An 18,101-nucleotide genomic window follows, 5' to 3' on the forward strand; every position below is an offset into this window, starting at 1 on the left:
CCGGAGCCCTTTCCCACATGACGAGCAGCACCGAGACCACCGCCACCACCCCGCAGGTAGCGGTCAACGACATCGGTAACGAGGAAGCCTTCCTCGCCGCGATCGACGAGACGATCAAGTACTTCAACGACGGCGACATCGTCGACGGCGTCATCGTGAAGGTCGACCGGGACGAGGTCCTGCTCGACATCGGTTACAAGACCGAAGGTGTCATCCCGAGCCGCGAGCTCTCGATCAAGCACGACGTCGACCCGAACGAGGTCGTCGCCGTCGGCGACGAGATCGAGGCCCTGGTCCTTCAGAAGGAGGACAAGGAAGGCCGCCTGATCCTCTCGAAGAAGCGCGCCCAGTACGAGCGTGCCTGGGGCACCATCGAGAAGATCAAGGAAGAGGACGGCATCGTCACCGGTACCGTCATCGAGGTCGTCAAGGGTGGTCTCATCCTCGACATCGGCCTCCGCGGCTTCCTCCCGGCCTCCCTGGTCGAGATGCGCCGCGTCCGCGACCTCCAGCCCTACGTGGGCAAGGAGCTCGAGGCGAAGATCATCGAGCTGGACAAGAACCGCAACAACGTGGTCCTGTCCCGCCGTGCCTGGCTGGAGCAGACCCAGTCCGAGGTTCGCCAGACCTTCCTCACCACCCTCCAGAAGGGGCAGGTGCGGTCCGGCGTCGTCTCCTCGATCGTCAACTTCGGTGCCTTCGTGGACCTGGGTGGCGTCGACGGTCTGGTCCACGTCTCGGAGCTGTCCTGGAAGCACATCGACCACCCGTCCGAGGTCGTCGAGGTCGGTCAGGAAGTCACCGTCGAGGTCCTCGACGTGGACATGGACCGCGAGCGCGTCTCCCTGTCGCTGAAGGCGACCCAGGAAGACCCGTGGCAGCAGTTCGCCCGCACCCACCAGATCGGCCAGGTCGTGCCCGGCAAGGTCACGAAGCTGGTGCCGTTCGGTGCGTTCGTCCGCGTGGACGAGGGCATCGAGGGTCTGGTCCACATCTCCGAGCTGGCCGAGCGCCACGTGGAGATCCCGGAGCAGGTCGTCCAGGTCAATGACGAGATCTTCGTCAAGGTCATCGACATCGACCTCGAGCGCCGTCGCATCAGCCTCTCGCTGAAGCAGGCCAACGAGGCCTTCGGTGCCGACCCGTCGGCGGTCGAGTTCGACCCGACCCTGTACGGCATGGCCGCGTCCTACGACGACCAGGGCAACTACATCTACCCCGAGGGCTTCGACCCCGAGACCAACGACTGGCTCGAGGGCTACGAGACCCAGCGCGAGGCGTGGGAGACCCAGTACGCCGAGGCGCAGCAGCGCTTCGAGCAGCACCAGGCGCAGGTCATCAAGTCCCGCGAGGCGGACGAGAAGGCCGCTGCCGAGGGTGGCGACACCGCGGGTGCGGCTCCGGCCGCGTCCGGTGGCGGCTCGTACTCCTCCGAGGGTGGCGACCAGTCGGGCGCCCTGGCGTCGGACGAGGCGCTGGCCGCGCTGCGCGAGAAGCTGGCCGGCGGCCAGAGCTGACCGCGGGCCGCTGAGGCTCAGCCGTTGACTGAGGGGCCGTACCTTTCGAGGTGCGGCCCCTCAGCCGTGCCCGCAACGCCTGGCCGGGAATGCCGGCCCCCGTGGGGACGTTATGACGCACGGACACGAGGAGGGGAGCGGACACTGTGCTTGATCCGCAGGGTTTGTACGCATGGGAGCCGAAGGGCTTGGCCGTCGTCGACATGGCACTCGCCCAGGAGTCGGCCGGACTGGTCATGCTCTACCACTTCGACGGATACATCGACGCCGGTGAGACCGGCGACCAGATCGTCGACCAGGTGCTCGGCTCACTGCCCCACCAGGTCGTCGCCCGCTTCGACCACGACCGCCTCGTGGACTACCGGGCCCGCCGCCCGCTGCTGACCTTCAAGCGGGACACCTGGACGGCCTACGAGGAGCCCACCATCGAGGTGCGGCTCGTCCAGGACGCCACCGGAGCGCCCTTCCTGCTGCTGTCGGGCCCCGAACCGGACGTGGAGTGGGAGCGCTTCGCCGCCGCCGTGCGGCAGATCGTGGAGCGGCTCGGTGTCCGCCTGTCGGTCAACTTCCACGGCATCCCCATGGGCGTCCCGCACACCCGCCCCGTGGGCATCACCCCGCACGGCACCCGCACCGACCTGGTCCCGGGCCACCCCAGCCCCTTCGAGGAGGCGCAGGTCCCCGGCAGCGCCGAGGCGCTCGTCGAGTACCGCCTCATGCAGGCCGGCCACGAGGTGCTGGGCGTGGCCGCGCACGTCCCGCACTACATCGCCCGCTCCCCGTACCCGGACGCGGCGCTGACCGTGCTGGAGGCGATCACCGGGGCTACCGGACTGGTCCTGCCGGGCATCGCGCACTCCCTGCGCACCGAGGCCCACCGTACCCAGACCGAGATCGACCGGCAGATCCAGGAGGGCGACGAGGAGCTCACCGCCCTCGTGCAGGGCCTGGAGCACCAGTACGACGCCGCCGCCGGCGCCGAGACGCGCGGCAACATGCTGGCCGAGCCCCTTGAGATCCCCTCTGCGGACGAGATCGGCCGCGAGTTCGAACGGTTCCTGGCGGAACGGGAGGGCGACGGCTGATCCGCTAGTCTGGCGGATGACCGTGCCCCGCCTCTCCCCGCCGTGGTGGGGCTGTACCGGTAGGTCTGGCCGGCGGTATCGGAGTCGGTAAGTTGATCCCCGCAACCGCGGGGATCGGTGATGTGGGGAGGCGCGGTCATGCTGTCCGTGGGCCTGACCGGCGGGATCGGCGCCGGCAAGAGCGAGGTGTCGCGGCTGCTCGTCGAGCACGGCGCCGTACTGATCGACGCGGACCGGATCGCGCGCGAGGTCGTCGCGCCGGGGACCCCGGGACTCGCGGCGGTCGTGGCGGCCTTCGGCGAGGAGGTGCTGGCCGAGGACGGCAGTCTGGACCGGCCGAGACTCGGCTCGATCGTGTTCGCGGACCCGGAGAAACTGGCCGCGCTGAACTCGATCGTCCACCCTTTGGTCGGTGACCGTTCGCGGGCCCTCGAGGAGGCCGCCGCCGAGGACGCCGTCGTCGTGCACGACGTGCCGCTGCTCACGGAGAACGGCTTGGCCCCGCTCTACGACGTCGTGGTCGTCGTCGACGTCGACCCCGCCACCCAGCTCGACCGGCTGGTACGGCTGCGGGGCATGACCGAGCAGGACGCACGGGCCCGCATGGCCGCCCAGGCGACGCGCCGGCAGCGCCGGGAGATCGCCGACGTGATCATCGACAACGACGTACCGCTGGACCGACTGCGGAGCCGCGTGGCCGAGGTGTGGGCCGAGCTGACCCGCAGGGTGCACCAGCCGCGCTGAGCGGGCCGGCGGCGCCCGCCGCCGCGGGCCTCGGCCGCGGTCCTGCCCGTGATGGCGCAAGGAATAGTCGCATCCGCGCGGGCGTTGATCCCTCCCAGCGAGGGAAGGACTCAGCCGTGCCCGACACCAGCGGATCGACCGGACGTACGCCGGAGACGGATGTGATCGACTTCCGCGCGGCCGAGCAACTGCTCGCGGCGCGGGACCCGCGGGGCGCGGTGAAACTGCTCGACGGGGTCATCGGCGCCCATCCCGAGAACACGGCCGCGCGGCTGCTGCGCGCGCGTGCCTTCTTCGCGGCGGCCCAACTGCGACCGGCCGAGCTGGAGTTCACCATCGTCCTGGAGCGCGAACCGGACAACGCCTTCGCGCACTTCGCGCTCGCCCGCACCTACGAACGCCGGGGGTGCGGCGAGCAGGCACGCCGCCACTTCCGCCTGGCCGCGGCGCTGGACCCGAACCCGGAGTACCTGCGACAGGCACGCTTCGAGGCCTGACGGGCACGGCGGAGGCCCGACGCGCCCCGGACGGGCGCCCGGCGGACTCGACGGACCTCTCGGGGCCTCAGCCGCTCGGCGGACGGTACGGCGGGATGTCACGGCCGGGCTGGTAGTGCGGCCCCTGGCGGATGTGCCGGATGACGACGACGAGGTCGACGGTGGCGACGAGCCACAGCACCCCGCACGCGAGCGCCCAACCGAACCGTCCGGCGAGCGCGAAAGCGGCCGTGCCGAGGATCGCCCAGGTCAGCCCCCACAAGCTCAGCCAGAAGCGCGCCCGCAGTGCACTGCGCGCGGTGGCCGGTTCACTGCCTGTACGCATCGGATCACCATTCCCGTGGCACTCCTGTGGCCAACGTACTCCGGCCGACCACGCGGCGGAAACGGGCGCTGCCACGGGACCGGTCGCGCGGCGAGACCGCACGCGTTCACTCGGGCGGGTGAATCGATCACGGTGGGGAACGGGTGTGCGGGGGCGGGCCGTTGGGCGGGCATGGAGTGAGAATGCGTGAGGGGCACCAGGGGACGGGGCCGGGGGCCATCACCCCGGACGGCTGTGCGGTCGAGCTCTACGGGCGGCTGCCCGCCGGAGCCGAGCCGGACATCGTGGCCGCGGCCGTGCCCGAAGGCGCCCGCATCTGGAGCTGGGCAGCGGGGTGGGGCGCATGACCCATCCACTGCTGGAGCGGGGGTTCACCGTCACCGCCGTGGACGAGTCCGCCGAGATGCTGGAGCGCGTGCGCGGGGCCCGGACGATATGCGGTCCGATCGAGGACCTGGACCTGGGCGAGCGCTTCGAAGCCGTGCTGCTGGCGTCGTTCCTGGTGCACACCGGCGACAGCGAGGTGAGACGAGGGCTGCTGCGCACCTGCGCGCGGCATGTCGGGGCGGACGGCTGCGTGCTGTTCCAGCGGGAGGGCGCGGACCACCACACCGACCTGCCGCGGGAACGGGTCGATCCCAGCGGCTTCACGGTACGGATCGTGTCGTCGGAGCCGGTCGGGGAGGGTGTCCACTCGGTACGCGCGGAGTACGAGTTCCCCGACGCCGTCTGGACGCAGACCTTCCGGGCCCGGCCGCTGACCGACGCGCAGTTCGCGGAGGCGCTGGGGGAAGCGGGACTGAGAGTGGACCGGTGTCCGACCGACGACGGGACGTGGGTGAGGGCGGTCGCCGTGTAGTGAAGACGGCGGGACGGCGACGGATACGGCCGCTCAGGGCTTGGCCTTGGCGTCCCTCCGGGCCCGGCTCAGGTTCTCCAGCCCGCGCAGACGTTCCAGCTCGCGGCGGTCGCGCTTGGTCGGACGGCCGGCGCCGCGGTCACGAATGCCGGCCGGAGCGACGGCCTCACGGGGCGGGGGCGGCGGTGAGTTGTCGACGTAGCACTGGGCGGCGACCGGGGCACCGACACGCTTGCGGATCAGCCGCTTGACGACGACCACGCGTTCCCGGCCCTCCTGCCGCAGGCGCACCTCGTCGCCGACGCGCAGCGAGTACGCGGGCTTCACACGCTCGCCGTTCACCCGGACATGGCCGCCCCGGCAGGCGGTCGCGCCGAGGGAACGGGTCTTGATCAGGCGGACGGCCCAGATCCAGCTGTCCACCCGGACGCTCTCGCCGCTCTGCGGCCCGGCCGCCTCGGCGGCGGCGATCGCGGCGGCGGTCTTCGGGTCCGGGGTGTGCGCGGCGGTACTGCCGTCGCCCGTGCCGGGCCCGGCCGTTCCGTCGTTGCCGCCCTCGTCGTGCTCGGAAGCCATGCCTCGACCTTAACCGCCCGGCCCGCCGACGGGGGGTGCCGTTTTCGGCGGGCGGTGCGGCACCGTCATGGCGTCATGGCGTCCGGCGGCAAGTCCTTCCGGAACGGACCGGTCTTACGGTGGGGGCATGGACATCAGCGGCCTCTCCGTTCTCGACCAGCGGATCGCGGGGTGCCGCGCCTGCCCGAGACTGGTCGACTGGCGGGAGGAGGTGGCCCGCACCAAACGGGCGGCCTTCGCCGACTGGACGTACTGGGGCCGGCCGGTACCGGGCTTCGGCCCGCCGGACGCGCGGCTGCTGATCGTCGGCCTCGCCCCCGCGGCCCACGGCGGCAACCGCACCGGCCGGATGTTCACCGGTGACCGCTCCGGAGACGTGCTGTACCAGGCGTTGTACGACGTTGGCCTCGCCTCGCAACCCACCGCGGTCACCGCCGGCGACGGCCTGGAGCTCTACGGAGTGCGCATCACCTCTCCGGTGCACTGCGCCCCGCCCGCCAACAAGCCCACGCCCACCGAGCGCGACACCTGTCGTTCCTGGCTCGTCCAGGAGTTGGGGCTGCTGCGGCCGACGCTGCGGGCCGTGGTCGTACTCGGTGCCTTCGGTTGGCAGGCCGCGCTGCCGGCGTTCGCCGAGGCCGGCTGGACCGTGCCTCGGCCCCGCCCCGCCTTCGCACACGGCGGGCACGTCGCGCTGGACGACCCCGACGGCCCCGCCCTGCACCTCCTCGGCTGCTTCCACGTCAGCCAGCGCAACACGTTCACCGGCCGCCTCACCCCCGAGATGCTCCGGCAGGTGCTGCGCACGGCGGCCGGGAAGGCAGGGCTGACCGCCCGGTAAAGGTGATGAGCGGCGCGGGGCGGCCGGGCTAGGCTGCGCCGATGGGCCTCTATCCAGCGATCGAACCGTACGACCAGGGCATGCTCGACGTCGGCGACGGCAACCACGTCTACTGGGAGACCAGCGGGAATCCGCACGGCAAGCCCGCGGTGGTCCTGCACGGAGGGCCCGGGAGCCGGACGAGCCCCAACCTCCGGCGGTACTTCGACCCCGACGCGTACCGGATCGTCCTGCTCGACCAGCGCGGCGCCGGACGGTCGCTGCCCCGCGCGAGCGACCACGACACCGACATGAGCGTCAACACGACCGCCCACCTCATGTCCGACCTGGAGCGGCTCCGCGCCCACCTGTGCATCGAGCGTTGGCTGGTGTGGGGCGTGTCATGGGGCTCGGTCCTCGGCCTGCGGTACGCGCAGACCCACCCGGGGGTGGTCTCCGAGCTGGTGCTGACCGGGGTCGCGACCGGCTCCGACGCCGAAGTGGCCCTTCTGACCCGAGGGCTGGGAAAAATCTTCCCCGAGGCACACGAGCGGTTCCTCGCCGTGCTCCCGACGGGCGAACGCGACGGCAATCCGGCCGCCGCGTACAACCGGCTGCTCGAATCACCCGACGCGGAAGTCCGGGCACGGGCGGCCCGAGCCTGGACCGACTGGGAGACGGCGACCATCCCCGCGCCCCCCGGCTCGGTCGCCCGGTTCGAGGACCCGGAGTTCCGCATGGGCTTCGCGCGCACCGTCACCCACTACTGGGGCAACGACCACTTCCTCGGCGACGGCAACGACGAAGGCGTGGTCCTGCGGGACGCGCACCGGCTGAAGGGCATCCCGGGCACCCTGGTGCAGGGCAGCCTCGACTTCGGCAACCTCCTCGGCATCGTCTGGCGGCTCCACCACGCCTGGCCGGACAGCGAGCTGGTGATCGTGGACGAGGCCGGACACGATGCCGGCGAGGTCGGTGACGAGGCCCTGCTGGCGGCGACCGACAAGTACGCCCGCGCCGGAGCCCGTACGGAAGCCTGACCCGGCGGCAGCGCGGCCCCGTGTGGCCCCTGAGGACGCCACACGTACCGTACGTCCGGCTCCCGCTCCTCGTTCCCGGCACCGTCCGTCCGCTGGACGGCGGTGAAACCGTGCCGCTCGTAGAAGCGGTGCACGGGCGTGTTGACCTGGAAGGTCCACAGCGAGAGCCCCGCCGGCCGCAGCTCCTTGGCCAGCGCGACGAACCGGTCCCCGATCCCGCACCCGCGCCGGTCGGGGGCAAGGTACAGCTGTGCCGGCTCGTCCTCGTCCAGCACCATCACTCCGACGACCTCACCACCGGCTGCCTCCGCCACCCACGTCTCGTACCGGCCCACCACCAGGTGCCGGAAGCGGTCCTGGACCTCGTCGTCGGTGCGGGACCGGACCACGGTCGGCAGCGCGGCGGCGAAGGACCGCAGCCAGACGCCGGCCGCCGCGAGGGCGTCGCCCGCCGACGCGCGCCGCAGGACGACCCGCTCGCCGCCCTCCCGGCTCACGGACGGATCTCCTCGGGCACGACCGCCGTCGCCGTGATCTCCACCAACTGCCCCGGATACCCGAGACAGCTCACCCCGAGCAACGTCGAGGAATGCGGTCCGGTGCTCAGCCCGGACGCCTCGACGACGCCCCAGACGGCGGACAGCGCGGCGGTCTCGGTGCTCACGACGTAGACATCGGTCGACAGGACGTGGGTCGGCTCGCTGCCGACGGCGCGCAACTGCTCGGTGAGATTCGCGATCACCTGCTCCGCCTGCCTGACCGGGTCGCCCGCACCGACCAGCTTCCCCTCCGCGTCGAGCGGGACGGCCCCGGCCAGGAAGGCGAGCCTGGTCCCGGCCTCGATAACGGAGGCGTGGGAGTAGACGGGCGGGGGGAACAGACCGGGCACGGTGACGCGCTGAATCACGTGGGCTCCAGGGAGACGTACGGGCAGTCAGTCCCACGATCGTCCGGACTTCCGCTCCCCGCCGCACCCGAATTTCCCTTGTGCCCCGCCGCCCGGCCGCCTAGGTGTACTGGTACACGAACGTCGTCAACGCTGGCGGGGCTCGACATGGCGAAGCAGGCTGCCCGCGTCCGCCCCCGCCCCCACCCACTGGAGCCCGCGACAGTGCCTTCGCTCACGGACCAGGCCTTCCTCGACACGACCGCAGACCGACTCGCCGCCCTGCCCACCGTCCGGGCGGTCACGCTGGGCGGCTCCCGCGCCCAGGGCACGCACGGGCCCGGCAGCGACTGGGACCTGGCGGTCTACTACCGGGGCGCCTTCGACCCCGACGACGTCCGCGCTCTCGGCTGGGCCGGGGAGGTCTGCGAGGTCGGCGCCTGGGGCGGCGGCGTCTTCAACGGCGGTGCCTGGCTGACGATCGACGACCGGCGCGTCGACCTGCATTACCGCGACCTCGACGCGGTCGAGCACGAGACGGCGGAGGCGGAGGCGGGACGCTTCGGCATAGAGCCGCTGATGTTCCACCTCGCGGGCATCCCGACGTATCTGGTGGTCGCCGAACTCGCGATCAACGAGGTGCTGCGCGGCGAACTGCCCCGCCCCGCCTACCCCGAGGCCCTCCGGACCACCGCTCCCGACCGCTGGCACGGCGCTGCCGCCGCGACCCTCGCCTACGCCAAGGCGGGCCACGCCCTCAAAGGCGCCCTCACCCAGGTCGCCGGCGCGATCGCCCTCGCCACGGCCCAGACGGCACACGCGGTACTGGCGGCCCGGGGGGAGTGGGTCACCAACGAGAAGGGGATGGTCCGGCGGGCGGGGCTGGACGGCCCGGACGGGATCGACGGGGTCCTCGGGAACCTGACACCGGATCCGCAGGCCCTGGGACGGTCGGTCACGGACGCCGAGGAAGTCCTGCGCGCCGCCGTCGAGTCGGCCCGCAGGGGCTAGCGACAGGCGACGGGCGGGCACGATCCGATTGCGGTCATGAAGAACCTGCGGTTCCGGCAGGTCGTCACATGCCCGAAACACGCCGGTCCCCTCTCCTCCAAGAACACCCCTTAGCGTGGAAGCCGCACCGCCCGACACCCCGGCCCGGTCACCGTCGCCCGAAGGCTCACCCCCGCCCTCGCCCCGACGACAGGAGCCCCGCGCCCCGTGTCCCCCACCGCCCCCGGCACCAGCCAGAAGCCCGCCCTCCCACCCTGGCTCGCCCACGCCCTGCGCGCCCAGCGCGGACCCGTTCCCTGGGCCGCGGTGACCCGCGGAGCACTGGCCGGCGGGCCCTTGCTGCTCGCCGCGGTGCTCGCCGACCGGGCCTTTCTCGGCGGCGTCGCCGCGATCGCCGCCATGCTGGCCGGCATCAACGACCGGCCGGGCAGCCGACGCACCTCCGTCCGGCGCATCGGCGTACCCGCACTCGCGGGGGCCGTCGGGCTGCTCGTCGGGACGTACGCCGGCCAGCACCTGGGAGCTGTCGCGCTGACCCTGGTGCTGACCGGGCTCGGACTGGTCGGCGGAGGCATCAGCGCGGTCGGGCCGGTGGCGTCCGCGACCGGGACGCAGCTGCTGGTCACCAGCGCGGTGGGTGCCGGGATGCCGCTGCCCGACCCCGGGTGGCGGAGCGTGCCGGCGTTCCTGGCAGGTGCCGGGTGGCTGCTCACGCTGCGGCTGGTCCTGCCCACGCCCGGGGCGCGCACCGGCGACTTTCGCCATGATTCTCGCATCGATTCCCGCCTCGACTTCCGCTTCGACGGTGAGCGGGCCGCCGTCGCCGACGTGTACGACGCCGTCGCCGCGCTCCTGGAAGCGGCCGGCACCGCGCACGCCGTCGCCCGCCGGGCCGCGCTCACCGCCGCGCTCGACCTCGCGCAGGACGCGCTCGCGGGGCCCCGGCTGCGGCGTTACGCCTCGTCCGCGGCCGAACGGCGCCTGCACGCCCAGTACGCCGCCGCGCTGCCGCTGGGCGAGGCGGCGACCGCGCTCGCCTGGGCGGAGCGGGCCGTGCCGGAACGGGCGGTCGAGGGGCCTCGGCGGCTCGCGGCGGCCGTCCGCGGCGACACCCTCGCCGGACCGCTGCCCGCCCCCGCCCGGACCGCCCCCGCTCTGCGCGCCCTCGACGACGCCCTCCTGCACGCCGCCGAGGCCTTCGACCGCGGCCGGGGCCGTGACCTGCACACCCGCAGGCGGTCGGTGGCCTCGCTGGCGCGCACCGTCCTCGGCGCGGGCGGACGGGAGTACGCGCTGCGCGCCGGCCTGTGCTTCGGGGCCAGTGTCGCCGTCGCCCAGGCCCTGCAGCACGGCCACTGGCACGGGGCGCACCAGCACTGGTACTGGCTGCCCGCCACGGCCGTCTTCCTCGTCAAACCCGACCTCGGCCCCCTCGTGTCCCGGGTACTGTGCCGGGCTGCCGGGACCGTCGTCGGGGCGCTCCTCTTCGCCGGGTTCGCAGCCGTGCTGCCCCGGCCGGAAGGGCTCGTCGCGCTCGTCGCCGTCTGTGGTGCCCTGGTCCCCGTGGCCGCGCGTCACTTCGCCGCCCAGACCACGGTCGTCACCGTGCTCGTCCTCGCCCTGGTCATGGCGGGCGGTGAACCCCAGGCGGCCGTCGGCCGCATCGGGGAGACCCTGCTGGCCTGTGCGATCGTGCTGGTCGTCGGGCATCTCCCGGTGCCCGGGCAGTGGGGCGGTGGAATCCGCGCCCGGATCGAGGCCGCCGACGCCGCCGCGCACGCCTACCTCGCCCACGTACTCGGCGGGTCCGACGACCGGGCCACCCGGTGGACGCTGCGCCGCGAGGCCTACCGGACGCTCGCCGAGGCCCGCGCCGCGATCGCGCTCGCCGCCGCCGAACTGCCCTTCCTCGCCCGGCACTCCGCGGGCGCGGACGAGGTGGCCGCCGTCCTCGAACGGCTCGTCGACACCACCACCGCGTGCGCCGTGCACCTCGACGACACCGGCCGGCTCACGCCCCGCCACACCGGACGGCTCGCCGGGCTGCGGGGCGAACTCGTCATGCGCCGCGGGCGGGTGGGTCGTTCCCGTACGTTGGCGCGATGACGCCTTCTTCCCGTGAGAAGCCCGCCCGGTTTCCTGAGGAGCGGCCCCGCGAGACGCCCGCCGCCCTGATCGTCAGCGGATGTACCGTCCTCGTCCACGACGAACGGGAGCGGATCGGCTTCGAGGAGGACGCGGCCGTCGTCGTACGGGACGGGGTGATCGAGTCCGTCACGACCGCCGCCGCCGTGGACGGCCTTCCCGCGGCCGACCGCATCGACGCCCGCGGGCAGGTCGCCCTCCCCGGTCTGATCAACTGCCACACGCACGCGCCGATGGTCGCCCTGCGCGGCCTCGCCGAGGATCTGCCCACCGAGGAGTGGTTCAACGACGTCGTCTGGCCCGTCGAGTCCAACCTCACCGGGCGGGACGTGGAGCTGGGCGCCCGGCTCGCCTGCGCCGAGATGATCCGTGCGGGCGTGACCTGTTTCGCCGACCACTACTTCGCCATGGACGCCGTCGCCGGGGTGGTCGCCGAGTGCGGGATGCGGGCGCTGCTGGGACAGGCGTACTTCTCCTCGCAGGGGCCCCAGGGGCGGGAAAGGTCGCTGGAGTTCGCGCTGCGGCACCGAGGCACCGCCGACGGCCGGATCACGACCGCCCTCGCCCCGCACGCCCCGTACACCGTGACCGACGCCGACCTCGCCACCACCGCGGGCCTAGCCCGCGACCACGGCCTGCCCGTGCACCTGCACGCCGCCGAGAACCGCGACCAGACCGACGCCAGCCTCGCCCGGTACGGCACCACCCCGATCGGGGTCCTGGAGCGCACCGGCGTCCTCGACACCGACGTGCTCATCGCCCACGGCACCGGCATCACCGAGGACGACCTCCCGCTCCTCGCGCGCGCGAGCGGCCGCACGGCCGTGGCCACCGCGCCCCGCGGCTACCTGAAGTTCGCCTGGCCCACCACCACACCCGTACGCGCCCTGCGCGACATCGGCGTCCCCGTGGGGCTCGCCACCGACGGCGCCGCCTCCAACAACTCCGTGGACGTATGGGAGTCGATGGCGCTGACGGCCCTCGTCCAGAAGTCCACCGAGGGCGATCCCCGCTGGCTCACCTCCCGCCAGGCTCTGCACCACGCCACGGTGCAGAGTGCCGAAGCGGTCGGGCTCGGCGGCACCGTAGGCCGCATCGCGCCGGGGCGGCGGGCCGACCTCGTACTCGTCGACCTCACCGGCCCGCACACCCAGCCCGTGCACGATCTCGCCGCCACCCTCGTGCACAGCGCGCGCTCCGCCGACGTGCGTACGACGATCGTCGACGGGCGCGTCCTCATGCGGGACCGCGAGCTGCTGACCCTGGACGTCCCGGCGGTGGTGCGTGAACTCGGGGAGCGGCTGCCCGCGCTGACCGATCGCCGCCCCGGCCGTCGTATCCAGAAGTACGACACCTGAAAGGCGAGGTCAGCGGCTCACGGGTGCCACCGCGAAAACGATCTCGCCGGGCCGCGATGAGTTCCGCTCCGCGCGACGGTCACCACCCCGACGGACCGTCGCTTGCCGCACAGGAGGAGCTGGAGCCCATGTCGCTGCCCGAGATCGTCGACCGCGCGGACTGGCGCGCGGCGCGCGAGGCCCTACTGGCCAAGGAGAAGGCGGCCACGCGCGCGCGTGACGCGCTCAACGCCGAGCGGCGCGGGCTGCCGATGGTGGAGGTCGACAAGGAGTACGTGTTCGAGGGCGGCGACGGCAAGGCCACGCTGCTCGACCTCTTCGAGGGCCGCGACCAGCTCGTCGTCTACCACTTCATGTTCGCGCCGGAATGGGACGCCGGCTGCCGCAGCTGCTCCGCCTTCCTGGACCAGATCGGGCACCTCGCGCACCTGCGGGCCCGCGGTACGTCGTTCGCGGCCGTCTCCCGGGCGCCTTACCCGAGGATCCTGCCGTTCAAGGCCCGGATGGGCTGGACCCTGCCCTGGTACTCGTCGTACGTCTGCGATTTCAACACCGACTTCGAGGTGACCCTGGAGCACGAGGGCGAGCTCGTCGAGCGGCCGGGGCTCAGCTGCTTCCTGCGGGACCGCGATCGCGTCTTCCACACCTACTCGACGTACGAGCGCGGCCTCGACGGGCTCGGCTCGACCACCAGTCTGCTCGACCTGACCGCGCTCGGCCGGCGGGAGCGGTGGGAGAAGCCCGAGGGGCGTGCGTCGGCTCTCGGGGCGCCTGCGGGAAGTGAGGGAGTCCGTTACCACGACGAGTACGAGGAATGACACGCGCGGTAGCGGTTCGTGTCACACGGACGAGGTGCCGCTCACACTTTGCGGTGAACGAGTGTCAACTAGGTCTCAGTACCATCACCGCACGAGGCATGCGCTCCATGGTTGGCGTTTGACTCTACGAGTACAGCGCTACATGGAGGTGCAGGGTGGTGAACGGGCGAACGGTGCTCGAACGCTTTCCCGCCGGCGGGCCGCGAGGATCATGGCCGGCGGAGGAGTTCGCGCAGGCGCGGCGTCTGGAGGGCCTGCCCGCCGAGGTGGTCATGGATCTCGCCACGGACATGTTCCTGGTCATCGTCCGCGGCGGTGACGCCGCGGCCGCCTGACGCGCGGACACTTCGGGGACGGGGTCCGGACACCGACGCCGGCTCCCGTCAGCCGGCCCTCGGGGCGGGCACCGGACGGCTGGTGAACTGTTCCGCCTGCAGTGAGTACAGCTCCGCGTAGACCCCGCCGGCGGCCAGCAATTCGTCCGGTGTCCCGGACTCCACGAGCCGGCCCTGGTCGAGGACGTGCACGAGGTCGGCGTGGCGCACGGACGCCAGCCGATGGGTGATGAGTACGACCGTCTGTCCGCTACCGGCCAGGGCGCGGATCTTCTCGAAGACCTCCAGCTCGGCCCGTGCGTCCAGGGCGGCAGTCGGCTCGTCCACGATGAGGATGCTGCCCTGCCGGTACGCCGCGCGGGCGATGCCGACCCGCTGCCACTGACCGCCGGACAGTTCGTGGCCGCCGCTGAAGTTCCGGGCCAGCAGGGTGTCCAGCCCGCGCGGCAGGTCCGCGACCACCTCGTCTGCCCCGGCCTCGGCGACCGCAGCGGCCACGCGTTCGTCGCCGAGCGGCGCGGAGGAGCGGCCCACCGCGACGTTCACCCGCGCGGTGAACGGCCACCGCTTGAAGTCCTGGGCCACCATCGCGACCCGCTCGGCGAGCGCGTGCCGGTCCGCCGTCGATACGTCGACGCCGTCCCACGTGATCCGGCCTGCGTCCGGTGTGTACAGCCCGGCGAGCAGTTTGACCAGCGTCGTCTTGCCGGAGCCGTTCTCCCCGACGAGCGCCACGATGCGGCCCAGCGGCAGGGAGAGCGTCACGTCGTCGAGGGCCGGGCGGGCCGCGTCGCCCGGATAGCGGAACGTGACATTCTCGAAGCGGATCTCTTTCGGTTCCTCGGGCAGTGCCGCGCCGCCGACCGGGATGGCCCGGTCGGCGGCCTCCACGTGCAGTCGTTCCAGGTCGCCGACGAAGAGAGCCTCCTCGTGGAGCGCGTTGACCTCCACGACCAGGGTGCCGAGGCTCTGCGAGCCGGTACGGATGGCGATCACCGCCGTACCCGCCACCGACAGGGCCATCGCGCCGCCCAGCAGCAGTCCGCCGAGTGTCGCGTACGTCGCCGCCGTCGCCAGCCCCGTCCACGCGGCCGCGATCAGTCCCGTACGGGCCGCCAGCCGGGCCAGTCGCGCCTGCTCCCTCTCGGCGGTCTCCGACATCGCGCGGAAGTGGCGCAGCAGGAAGGGGCCGACTCCGTGCACCCGGATCTCGGGGGCGGCGGCCGGTTCGATGAGGAGACTCGCCAGCAGCCGTCCCGCCCGCTCGTGCTGCACCCAGGCGTGGAAGGACTCGTACCGGCGACGGGCGAGGGTCAGTGCGCTCCAGGCGCTCGGCAGGGTCATCGTAACGAGCAGCGGCAGCAGGACCGGGTGCAGCACGGTCAGCACGCCGGCCGCCGCGATCAGCGAGATCATCGCGTTCACCACGCGGGTGCCGTACGAGATCATGCGCCGCGCGGAGGCGGCACCGTACTGGGCGGTGTCCAGCAGCTTGTGGAAGGCGTGGTCCTCGATCGCGGACAGTTCCACGGCCGCCGCCCGCTCCAGGTACCGCTCGGTGGCCACCCGTTCCACCTTGGGTTCGAGCCGTCCGGTCGCGTAGGTCGACGCGGCCCGCAGCAGCGCCGCGACCAGCATCACCACGGCCACCGTGATCAGTGCCGGGGCGGCCCCGCGCAGCCGCTCCTCGATCGGGGCGTCGGCCATCAGCCCGGCCAGCACACTGTTGACCGCCAGCAGGCTGACCGCCTGCGCCATGCCCCGGCCCACCTCGGCCGCGAGTACCGTCCGCGCGGCCTGCCGGTCCGCCTGCCGGGCGAGCCGCAGACTGGACGCCAGCAGGGACGGCAGCCGGGTCAGCATCGCCCGGAATCCCAGCTCCAGGAACGCGTCCGCGTGCTGGTTCCAGCCCATGTCGTAGCGCAGCGGGCCACCGAAGAGCAGCCGCTCGGACTCCGACACCCCGGCTGGTTCCGTGTCGCCCTTGCTGCGCACCGTCTGCCTCCCCCGATCGTGGATGGACGGCCACTATCGCGGGGGTGGGGTGCCTGCGGGCAGGGCGCGGACGGGGGGAGCCCGGAGCACGCGGGCGCGCGCCCGGCCGTGGGGTGCCGGGAGGGGGCGTGCGGGGGGAGCGGCGTGGCGGCGGGCACTGCAAGGCATGAGGTGGTGGCCGGGTCTGTGCGGCGCGGTGGGGTCCACGCGCCTGAGGGGGCGGCGGTGACGCCGGGCCTGCCGTCACGCGAGGGCATTCACACGCGTGCCGCGCGTCGTGACCGCAGTGGTCCGTGTGCCCGGTCCGCGGCGGCGCTAGGCGCTCACCGGCCGCGACCAGGTCGGCGTCGTGTCCGTCAGTCGGCACAGTGCCAGGTACAGAGGGATGGGCGGAGTGTACGGAACCGTGCCGTCCGGCCGGTGGATGAGCCCGGGGACATCCGGGGTGTCGGGGACGACCGCGCCGGTGGCGTACCGCGCGGGGGCGGGCCACTCCAGGGCGTAGTCGGAGTCGGACGGGACGATCCACCACCAGTGCGCATCGTCGGCGTAGACACAACCCACGCGTGGCAGCCGCGGCATGACCAGGGGGCCGAAGCAGGCGGGCACCGCCACCGCGTCGCATCCCAGCGGGGCCGTCATTCCGTCCGGTACGGGCAGCCGCCGGAGCGTCCCCGGGGTGTCCATCCTCCGCTGGAGGCGGAGCAGAGTGTCGAGGCCGAGCGGTCGGATGCCGGACGCAGTCCTCACAGCCATGCGGTCCCCGTTCCGCGGCGCGCCTGGAGGTGGCGTCCCTCCGCCTCGCCGTCGTCGCCCGTGCCGTCGGCAGGGCCGGGCTTGGGGCGGGCGCCCCAGCCCAGGTCGTTGTGGGGCTCCGCCGGATCGCGCGGGCCGTCGGCCTTGCGCGGCAGCTCCGCCCAGACCAGCAGGCCGGGCCCGTGCTCGTGGGCGCCCCACGCGTCGCACAGGGCGTCGACCAGGAGCAGACCCCGGCCGTGCTCGTCCTCGGGCTGCTGATCGGTCGGCGCATGGGGCTGACCGGGGGCGCAGCCCTCGTCGCGTACGGCTATGCGGACCAGGTCGGCACCGTCGTGCAGCTCGCACACTATGTGTCGGCTCGCGGTGTGCACGATCGCGTTGGTCACCAGCTCGGAAACCACCAGGGCCGCGGTGTCACAGGTGTCCTCGCACACCGACCAGCCGTTCAGCCGGGCCCGTGTCAGGCGTCTGGCCTGTGCCGGCGAGCCCGGATGTGCGGCCAGCTCGAAACGGAACCGGCGCTCAGCGGCGGCGGCCCCCGAAGGGCCGGCTCCCACGGCGGCAGCGAGGCCCAGGGAGCCCGCGGTGGCCTCTGTTCCTAAGGGCGCGGACGGAATCACGCTTGCCACTATCGCCCCGTCGTGAACACTTGGCAAGTGTCACTCTGAAAAATGCAGAGTGCGGTGTGACGGTCTGCAAGGCCGTGGCACACTGCTCGCAACAGCACGTCGAGCGGCGCCACTTCAGATCGGCGAAGGTCTGCACGGGCTTTCGAAAAGGTCTTCGAATGGCGCCGTCGGGCTGTGCGCACAAGCTGTTTGTGCGCCCGGTCGTGCGCACGAGGACGCAACGGGCTCTTCGGAACTCTTCAGGAGGTGGGCGGTGAGCGAGCCGCGGTCGGCGCCGACGGTCGGCCAGGTCGTCCTCGGCCGGCGCCTGCTGGACCTGCGTGAACGCGCCGGTCTCAAGCGCGAGGAGGCCGCCCGCATCCTACGGGTCGCCCCTGCCACGGTACGCCGTATGGAGATGGCCGAGGTGGCCCTCAAGATCCCGTATCTCCAGTTGCTGCTGAAGGCCTACGGCATCGGCGACGAGGAGGCCGAAGCCTTCGTCACGCTGGCCGAGGACGCCAACAAGCCCGGATGGTGGCAGCGCTTCCACGACATCCTGCCGGGCTGGTTCTCGATGTACGTCAGCCTTGAGGGCGCGGCCTCCCTGATCCGCTCCTACGAGCCCCACTTCGTCCCCGGGGTGCTGCAGACCGAGGACTAGGACTTGTCCGGTCGATCAAGTTCGCAGCCAGATGACCAGGGCTGCTGCCATGGCGGTGC

Annotated in this window: 17 protein-coding genes and 3 pseudogenes; 13 read left to right on the plus strand and 7 right to left on the minus strand. The window is 72.6% G+C overall.

The window, feature by feature from the left end; all coding sequences use genetic code 11:
* The first annotated feature begins 17 nt into the window (after nt 1-17).
* The 4 genes from rpsA to IE142_RS26500 all read left to right on the plus strand — a co-directional run bounded on the left by rpsA (nt 18) and on the right by IE142_RS26500 (nt 3,843).
* Nucleotides 18-1,517: a 30S ribosomal protein S1 gene (gene rpsA, locus IE142_RS26485; RefSeq protein WP_100044691.1), complete on the plus strand. Its 1,500-nt coding sequence runs from the start codon at nt 18-20 to the stop codon at nt 1,515-1,517.
* Between the two features lie 146 nt (nt 1,518-1,663).
* Nucleotides 1,664-2,602 (plus strand): PAC2 family protein, encoded by a 939-nt coding sequence (locus IE142_RS26490; protein WP_191888072.1) that lies wholly within the window; start codon nt 1,664-1,666, stop codon nt 2,600-2,602.
* Between the two features lie 138 nt (nt 2,603-2,740).
* Nucleotides 2,741-3,346, plus strand: a complete 606-nt coding sequence (gene coaE, locus IE142_RS26495; RefSeq protein WP_191888073.1) for a dephospho-CoA kinase — start codon at nt 2,741-2,743, stop codon at nt 3,344-3,346.
* Between the two features lie 116 nt (nt 3,347-3,462).
* Nucleotides 3,463-3,843, plus strand: coding sequence for a tetratricopeptide repeat protein (locus IE142_RS26500; RefSeq protein ID WP_043374149.1), 381 nt, complete (start codon nt 3,463-3,465; stop codon nt 3,841-3,843).
* A 67-nt stretch (nt 3,844-3,910) separates the two neighbouring features.
* Here the strand turns inward: IE142_RS26500 and IE142_RS26505 are convergent, their stop codons facing one another.
* The gene (locus IE142_RS26505) at nt 3,911-4,168 is read right to left on the minus strand and encodes a DUF6343 family protein (protein ID WP_043374151.1); all 258 of its coding nucleotides are present in this window, start codon (nt 4,166-4,168) and stop codon (nt 3,911-3,913) included.
* Nucleotides 4,169-4,350: 182 nt separating this feature from the next.
* Here IE142_RS26505 and IE142_RS26510 point away from each other — a divergent pair.
* Nucleotides 4,351-5,027 (plus strand): annotated as a pseudogene (locus tag IE142_RS26510) (class I SAM-dependent methyltransferase).
* Nucleotides 5,028-5,060: 33 nt separating this feature from the next.
* On the opposite strand, the gene IE142_RS26515 reads toward IE142_RS26510, so the two are convergent.
* Nucleotides 5,061-5,603: an RNA-binding S4 domain-containing protein gene (locus IE142_RS26515; protein WP_191888074.1), complete on the minus strand. Its 543-nt coding sequence runs from the start codon at nt 5,601-5,603 to the stop codon at nt 5,061-5,063.
* Nucleotides 5,604-5,730: 127 nt separating this feature from the next.
* Between IE142_RS26515 and IE142_RS26520 the strand changes: the two genes are divergently transcribed.
* Nucleotides 5,731-6,444, plus strand: a complete 714-nt coding sequence (locus IE142_RS26520) for a uracil-DNA glycosylase (protein WP_191888075.1) — start codon at nt 5,731-5,733, stop codon at nt 6,442-6,444.
* 41 nt (nt 6,445-6,485) lie between these two features.
* Nucleotides 6,486-7,463, plus strand: coding sequence for a prolyl aminopeptidase (gene pip, locus IE142_RS26525; RefSeq protein ID WP_191888076.1), 978 nt, complete (start codon nt 6,486-6,488; stop codon nt 7,461-7,463).
* 32 nt (nt 7,464-7,495) lie between these two features.
* Here the strand turns inward: pip and IE142_RS26530 are convergent.
* Nucleotides 7,496-7,960 (minus strand): annotated as a pseudogene (locus tag IE142_RS26530) (GNAT family N-acetyltransferase); the annotation flags it as partial.
* A complete protein-coding gene (locus tag IE142_RS26535) occupies nt 7,957-8,370 on the minus strand; it encodes a RidA family protein (protein WP_191888077.1) in 414 nt (137 codons plus the stop codon). The pseudogene IE142_RS26530 and the gene IE142_RS26535, both read right to left, overlap by 4 nt.
* Before the next feature lie 147 nt (nt 8,371-8,517).
* Between IE142_RS26535 and IE142_RS26540 the strand changes: the two genes are divergently transcribed.
* The 5 genes from IE142_RS26540 to IE142_RS26560 all read left to right on the plus strand — a co-directional run bounded on the left by IE142_RS26540 (nt 8,518) and on the right by IE142_RS26560 (nt 14,016).
* Nucleotides 8,518-9,360 carry a nucleotidyltransferase domain-containing protein gene (locus IE142_RS26540; protein WP_191888078.1) on the plus strand — a complete coding sequence of 281 codons (843 nt, stop codon included), beginning with the start codon at nt 8,518-8,520 and terminating at the stop codon, nt 9,358-9,360.
* A gap of 207 nt (nt 9,361-9,567) precedes the next feature.
* Entirely contained in the window at nt 9,568-11,466 is a 1,899-nt protein-coding gene (locus IE142_RS26545) for an FUSC family protein (protein ID WP_191888079.1), read from the plus strand.
* Nucleotides 11,463-12,863, plus strand: a complete 1,401-nt coding sequence (locus IE142_RS26550; protein WP_191888080.1) for an amidohydrolase — start codon at nt 11,463-11,465, stop codon at nt 12,861-12,863. Before IE142_RS26545 ends, IE142_RS26550 begins: the two co-directional genes overlap by 4 nt.
* A 128-nt stretch (nt 12,864-12,991) precedes the next feature.
* The gene (locus tag IE142_RS26555; protein WP_191888092.1) at nt 12,992-13,681 is read left to right on the plus strand and encodes a DUF899 domain-containing protein; all 690 of its coding nucleotides are present in this window, start codon (nt 12,992-12,994) and stop codon (nt 13,679-13,681) included.
* A gap of 158 nt (nt 13,682-13,839) precedes the next feature.
* The gene (locus IE142_RS26560; protein WP_078949152.1) at nt 13,840-14,016 is read left to right on the plus strand and encodes a DUF8839 family protein; all 177 of its coding nucleotides are present in this window, start codon (nt 13,840-13,842) and stop codon (nt 14,014-14,016) included.
* A gap of 48 nt (nt 14,017-14,064) precedes the next feature.
* Here IE142_RS26560 and IE142_RS26565 read toward each other — a convergent pair whose 3' ends face one another.
* The 3 genes from IE142_RS26565 to IE142_RS26575 all read right to left on the minus strand — a co-directional run bounded on the left by IE142_RS26565 (nt 14,065) and on the right by IE142_RS26575 (nt 17,399).
* Complete coding sequence (locus IE142_RS26565; protein ID WP_191888093.1) at nt 14,065-15,930, minus strand: ABC transporter ATP-binding protein; 1,866 nt, start codon at nt 15,928-15,930, stop codon at nt 14,065-14,067.
* Nucleotides 15,931-16,326: 396 nt separating this feature from the next.
* Nucleotides 16,327-16,767, minus strand: coding sequence for a hypothetical protein (locus IE142_RS26570; protein WP_191888081.1), 441 nt, complete (start codon nt 16,765-16,767; stop codon nt 16,327-16,329).
* Nucleotides 16,758-17,399 carry an ATP-binding protein gene (locus IE142_RS26575; RefSeq protein ID WP_191888082.1) on the minus strand — a complete coding sequence of 214 codons (642 nt, stop codon included), beginning with the start codon at nt 17,397-17,399 and terminating at the stop codon, nt 16,758-16,760. Before IE142_RS26575 ends, IE142_RS26570 begins: the two co-directional genes overlap by 10 nt.
* A gap of 253 nt (nt 17,400-17,652) precedes the next feature.
* Between IE142_RS26575 and IE142_RS26580 the strand changes: the two are divergent.
* A pseudogene (locus IE142_RS26580) lies at nt 17,653-18,039 on the plus strand (helix-turn-helix domain-containing protein); the annotation flags it as partial.
* Nucleotides 18,040-18,101 lie beyond the last annotated feature (62 nt).

The sequence above is a fragment of the Streptomyces mutabilis genome, assembly GCF_014649815.1.
GTDB lineage: Bacteria > Actinomycetota > Actinomycetes > Streptomycetales > Streptomycetaceae > Streptomyces > Streptomyces mutabilis.

Bases quoted from the DNA above. Each gene is read 5' to 3' on its own strand.
- rpsA (WP_100044691.1), top strand. From the start codon at position 18: ATGACGAGCAGCACCGAGACCACCGCCACCACCCCGCAGGTAGCGGTC.
- coaE (WP_191888073.1), top strand. From the start codon at position 2,741: ATGCTGTCCGTGGGCCTGACCGGCGGGATCGGCGCCGGCAAGAGCGAG.
- IE142_RS26505 (WP_043374151.1), bottom strand. From the start codon at position 4,168: ATGCGTACAGGCAGTGAACCGGCCACCGCGCGCAGTGCACTGCGGGCG.
- IE142_RS26515 (WP_191888074.1), bottom strand. From the start codon at position 5,603: ATGGCTTCCGAGCACGACGAGGGCGGCAACGACGGAACGGCCGGGCCC.
- IE142_RS26520 (WP_191888075.1), top strand. From the start codon at position 5,731: ATGGACATCAGCGGCCTCTCCGTTCTCGACCAGCGGATCGCGGGGTGC.
- pip (WP_191888076.1), top strand. From the start codon at position 6,486: ATGGGCCTCTATCCAGCGATCGAACCGTACGACCAGGGCATGCTCGAC.
- IE142_RS26540 (WP_191888078.1), top strand. From the start codon at position 8,518: ATGGCGAAGCAGGCTGCCCGCGTCCGCCCCCGCCCCCACCCACTGGAG.
- IE142_RS26550 (WP_191888080.1), top strand. From the start codon at position 11,463: ATGACGCCTTCTTCCCGTGAGAAGCCCGCCCGGTTTCCTGAGGAGCGG.
- IE142_RS26555 (WP_191888092.1), top strand. From the start codon at position 12,992: ATGTCGCTGCCCGAGATCGTCGACCGCGCGGACTGGCGCGCGGCGCGC.
- IE142_RS26565 (WP_191888093.1), bottom strand. From the start codon at position 15,930: ATGGGCTGGAACCAGCACGCGGACGCGTTCCTGGAGCTGGGATTCCGG.
- IE142_RS26570 (WP_191888081.1), bottom strand. From the start codon at position 16,767: ATGGCTGTGAGGACTGCGTCCGGCATCCGACCGCTCGGCCTCGACACT.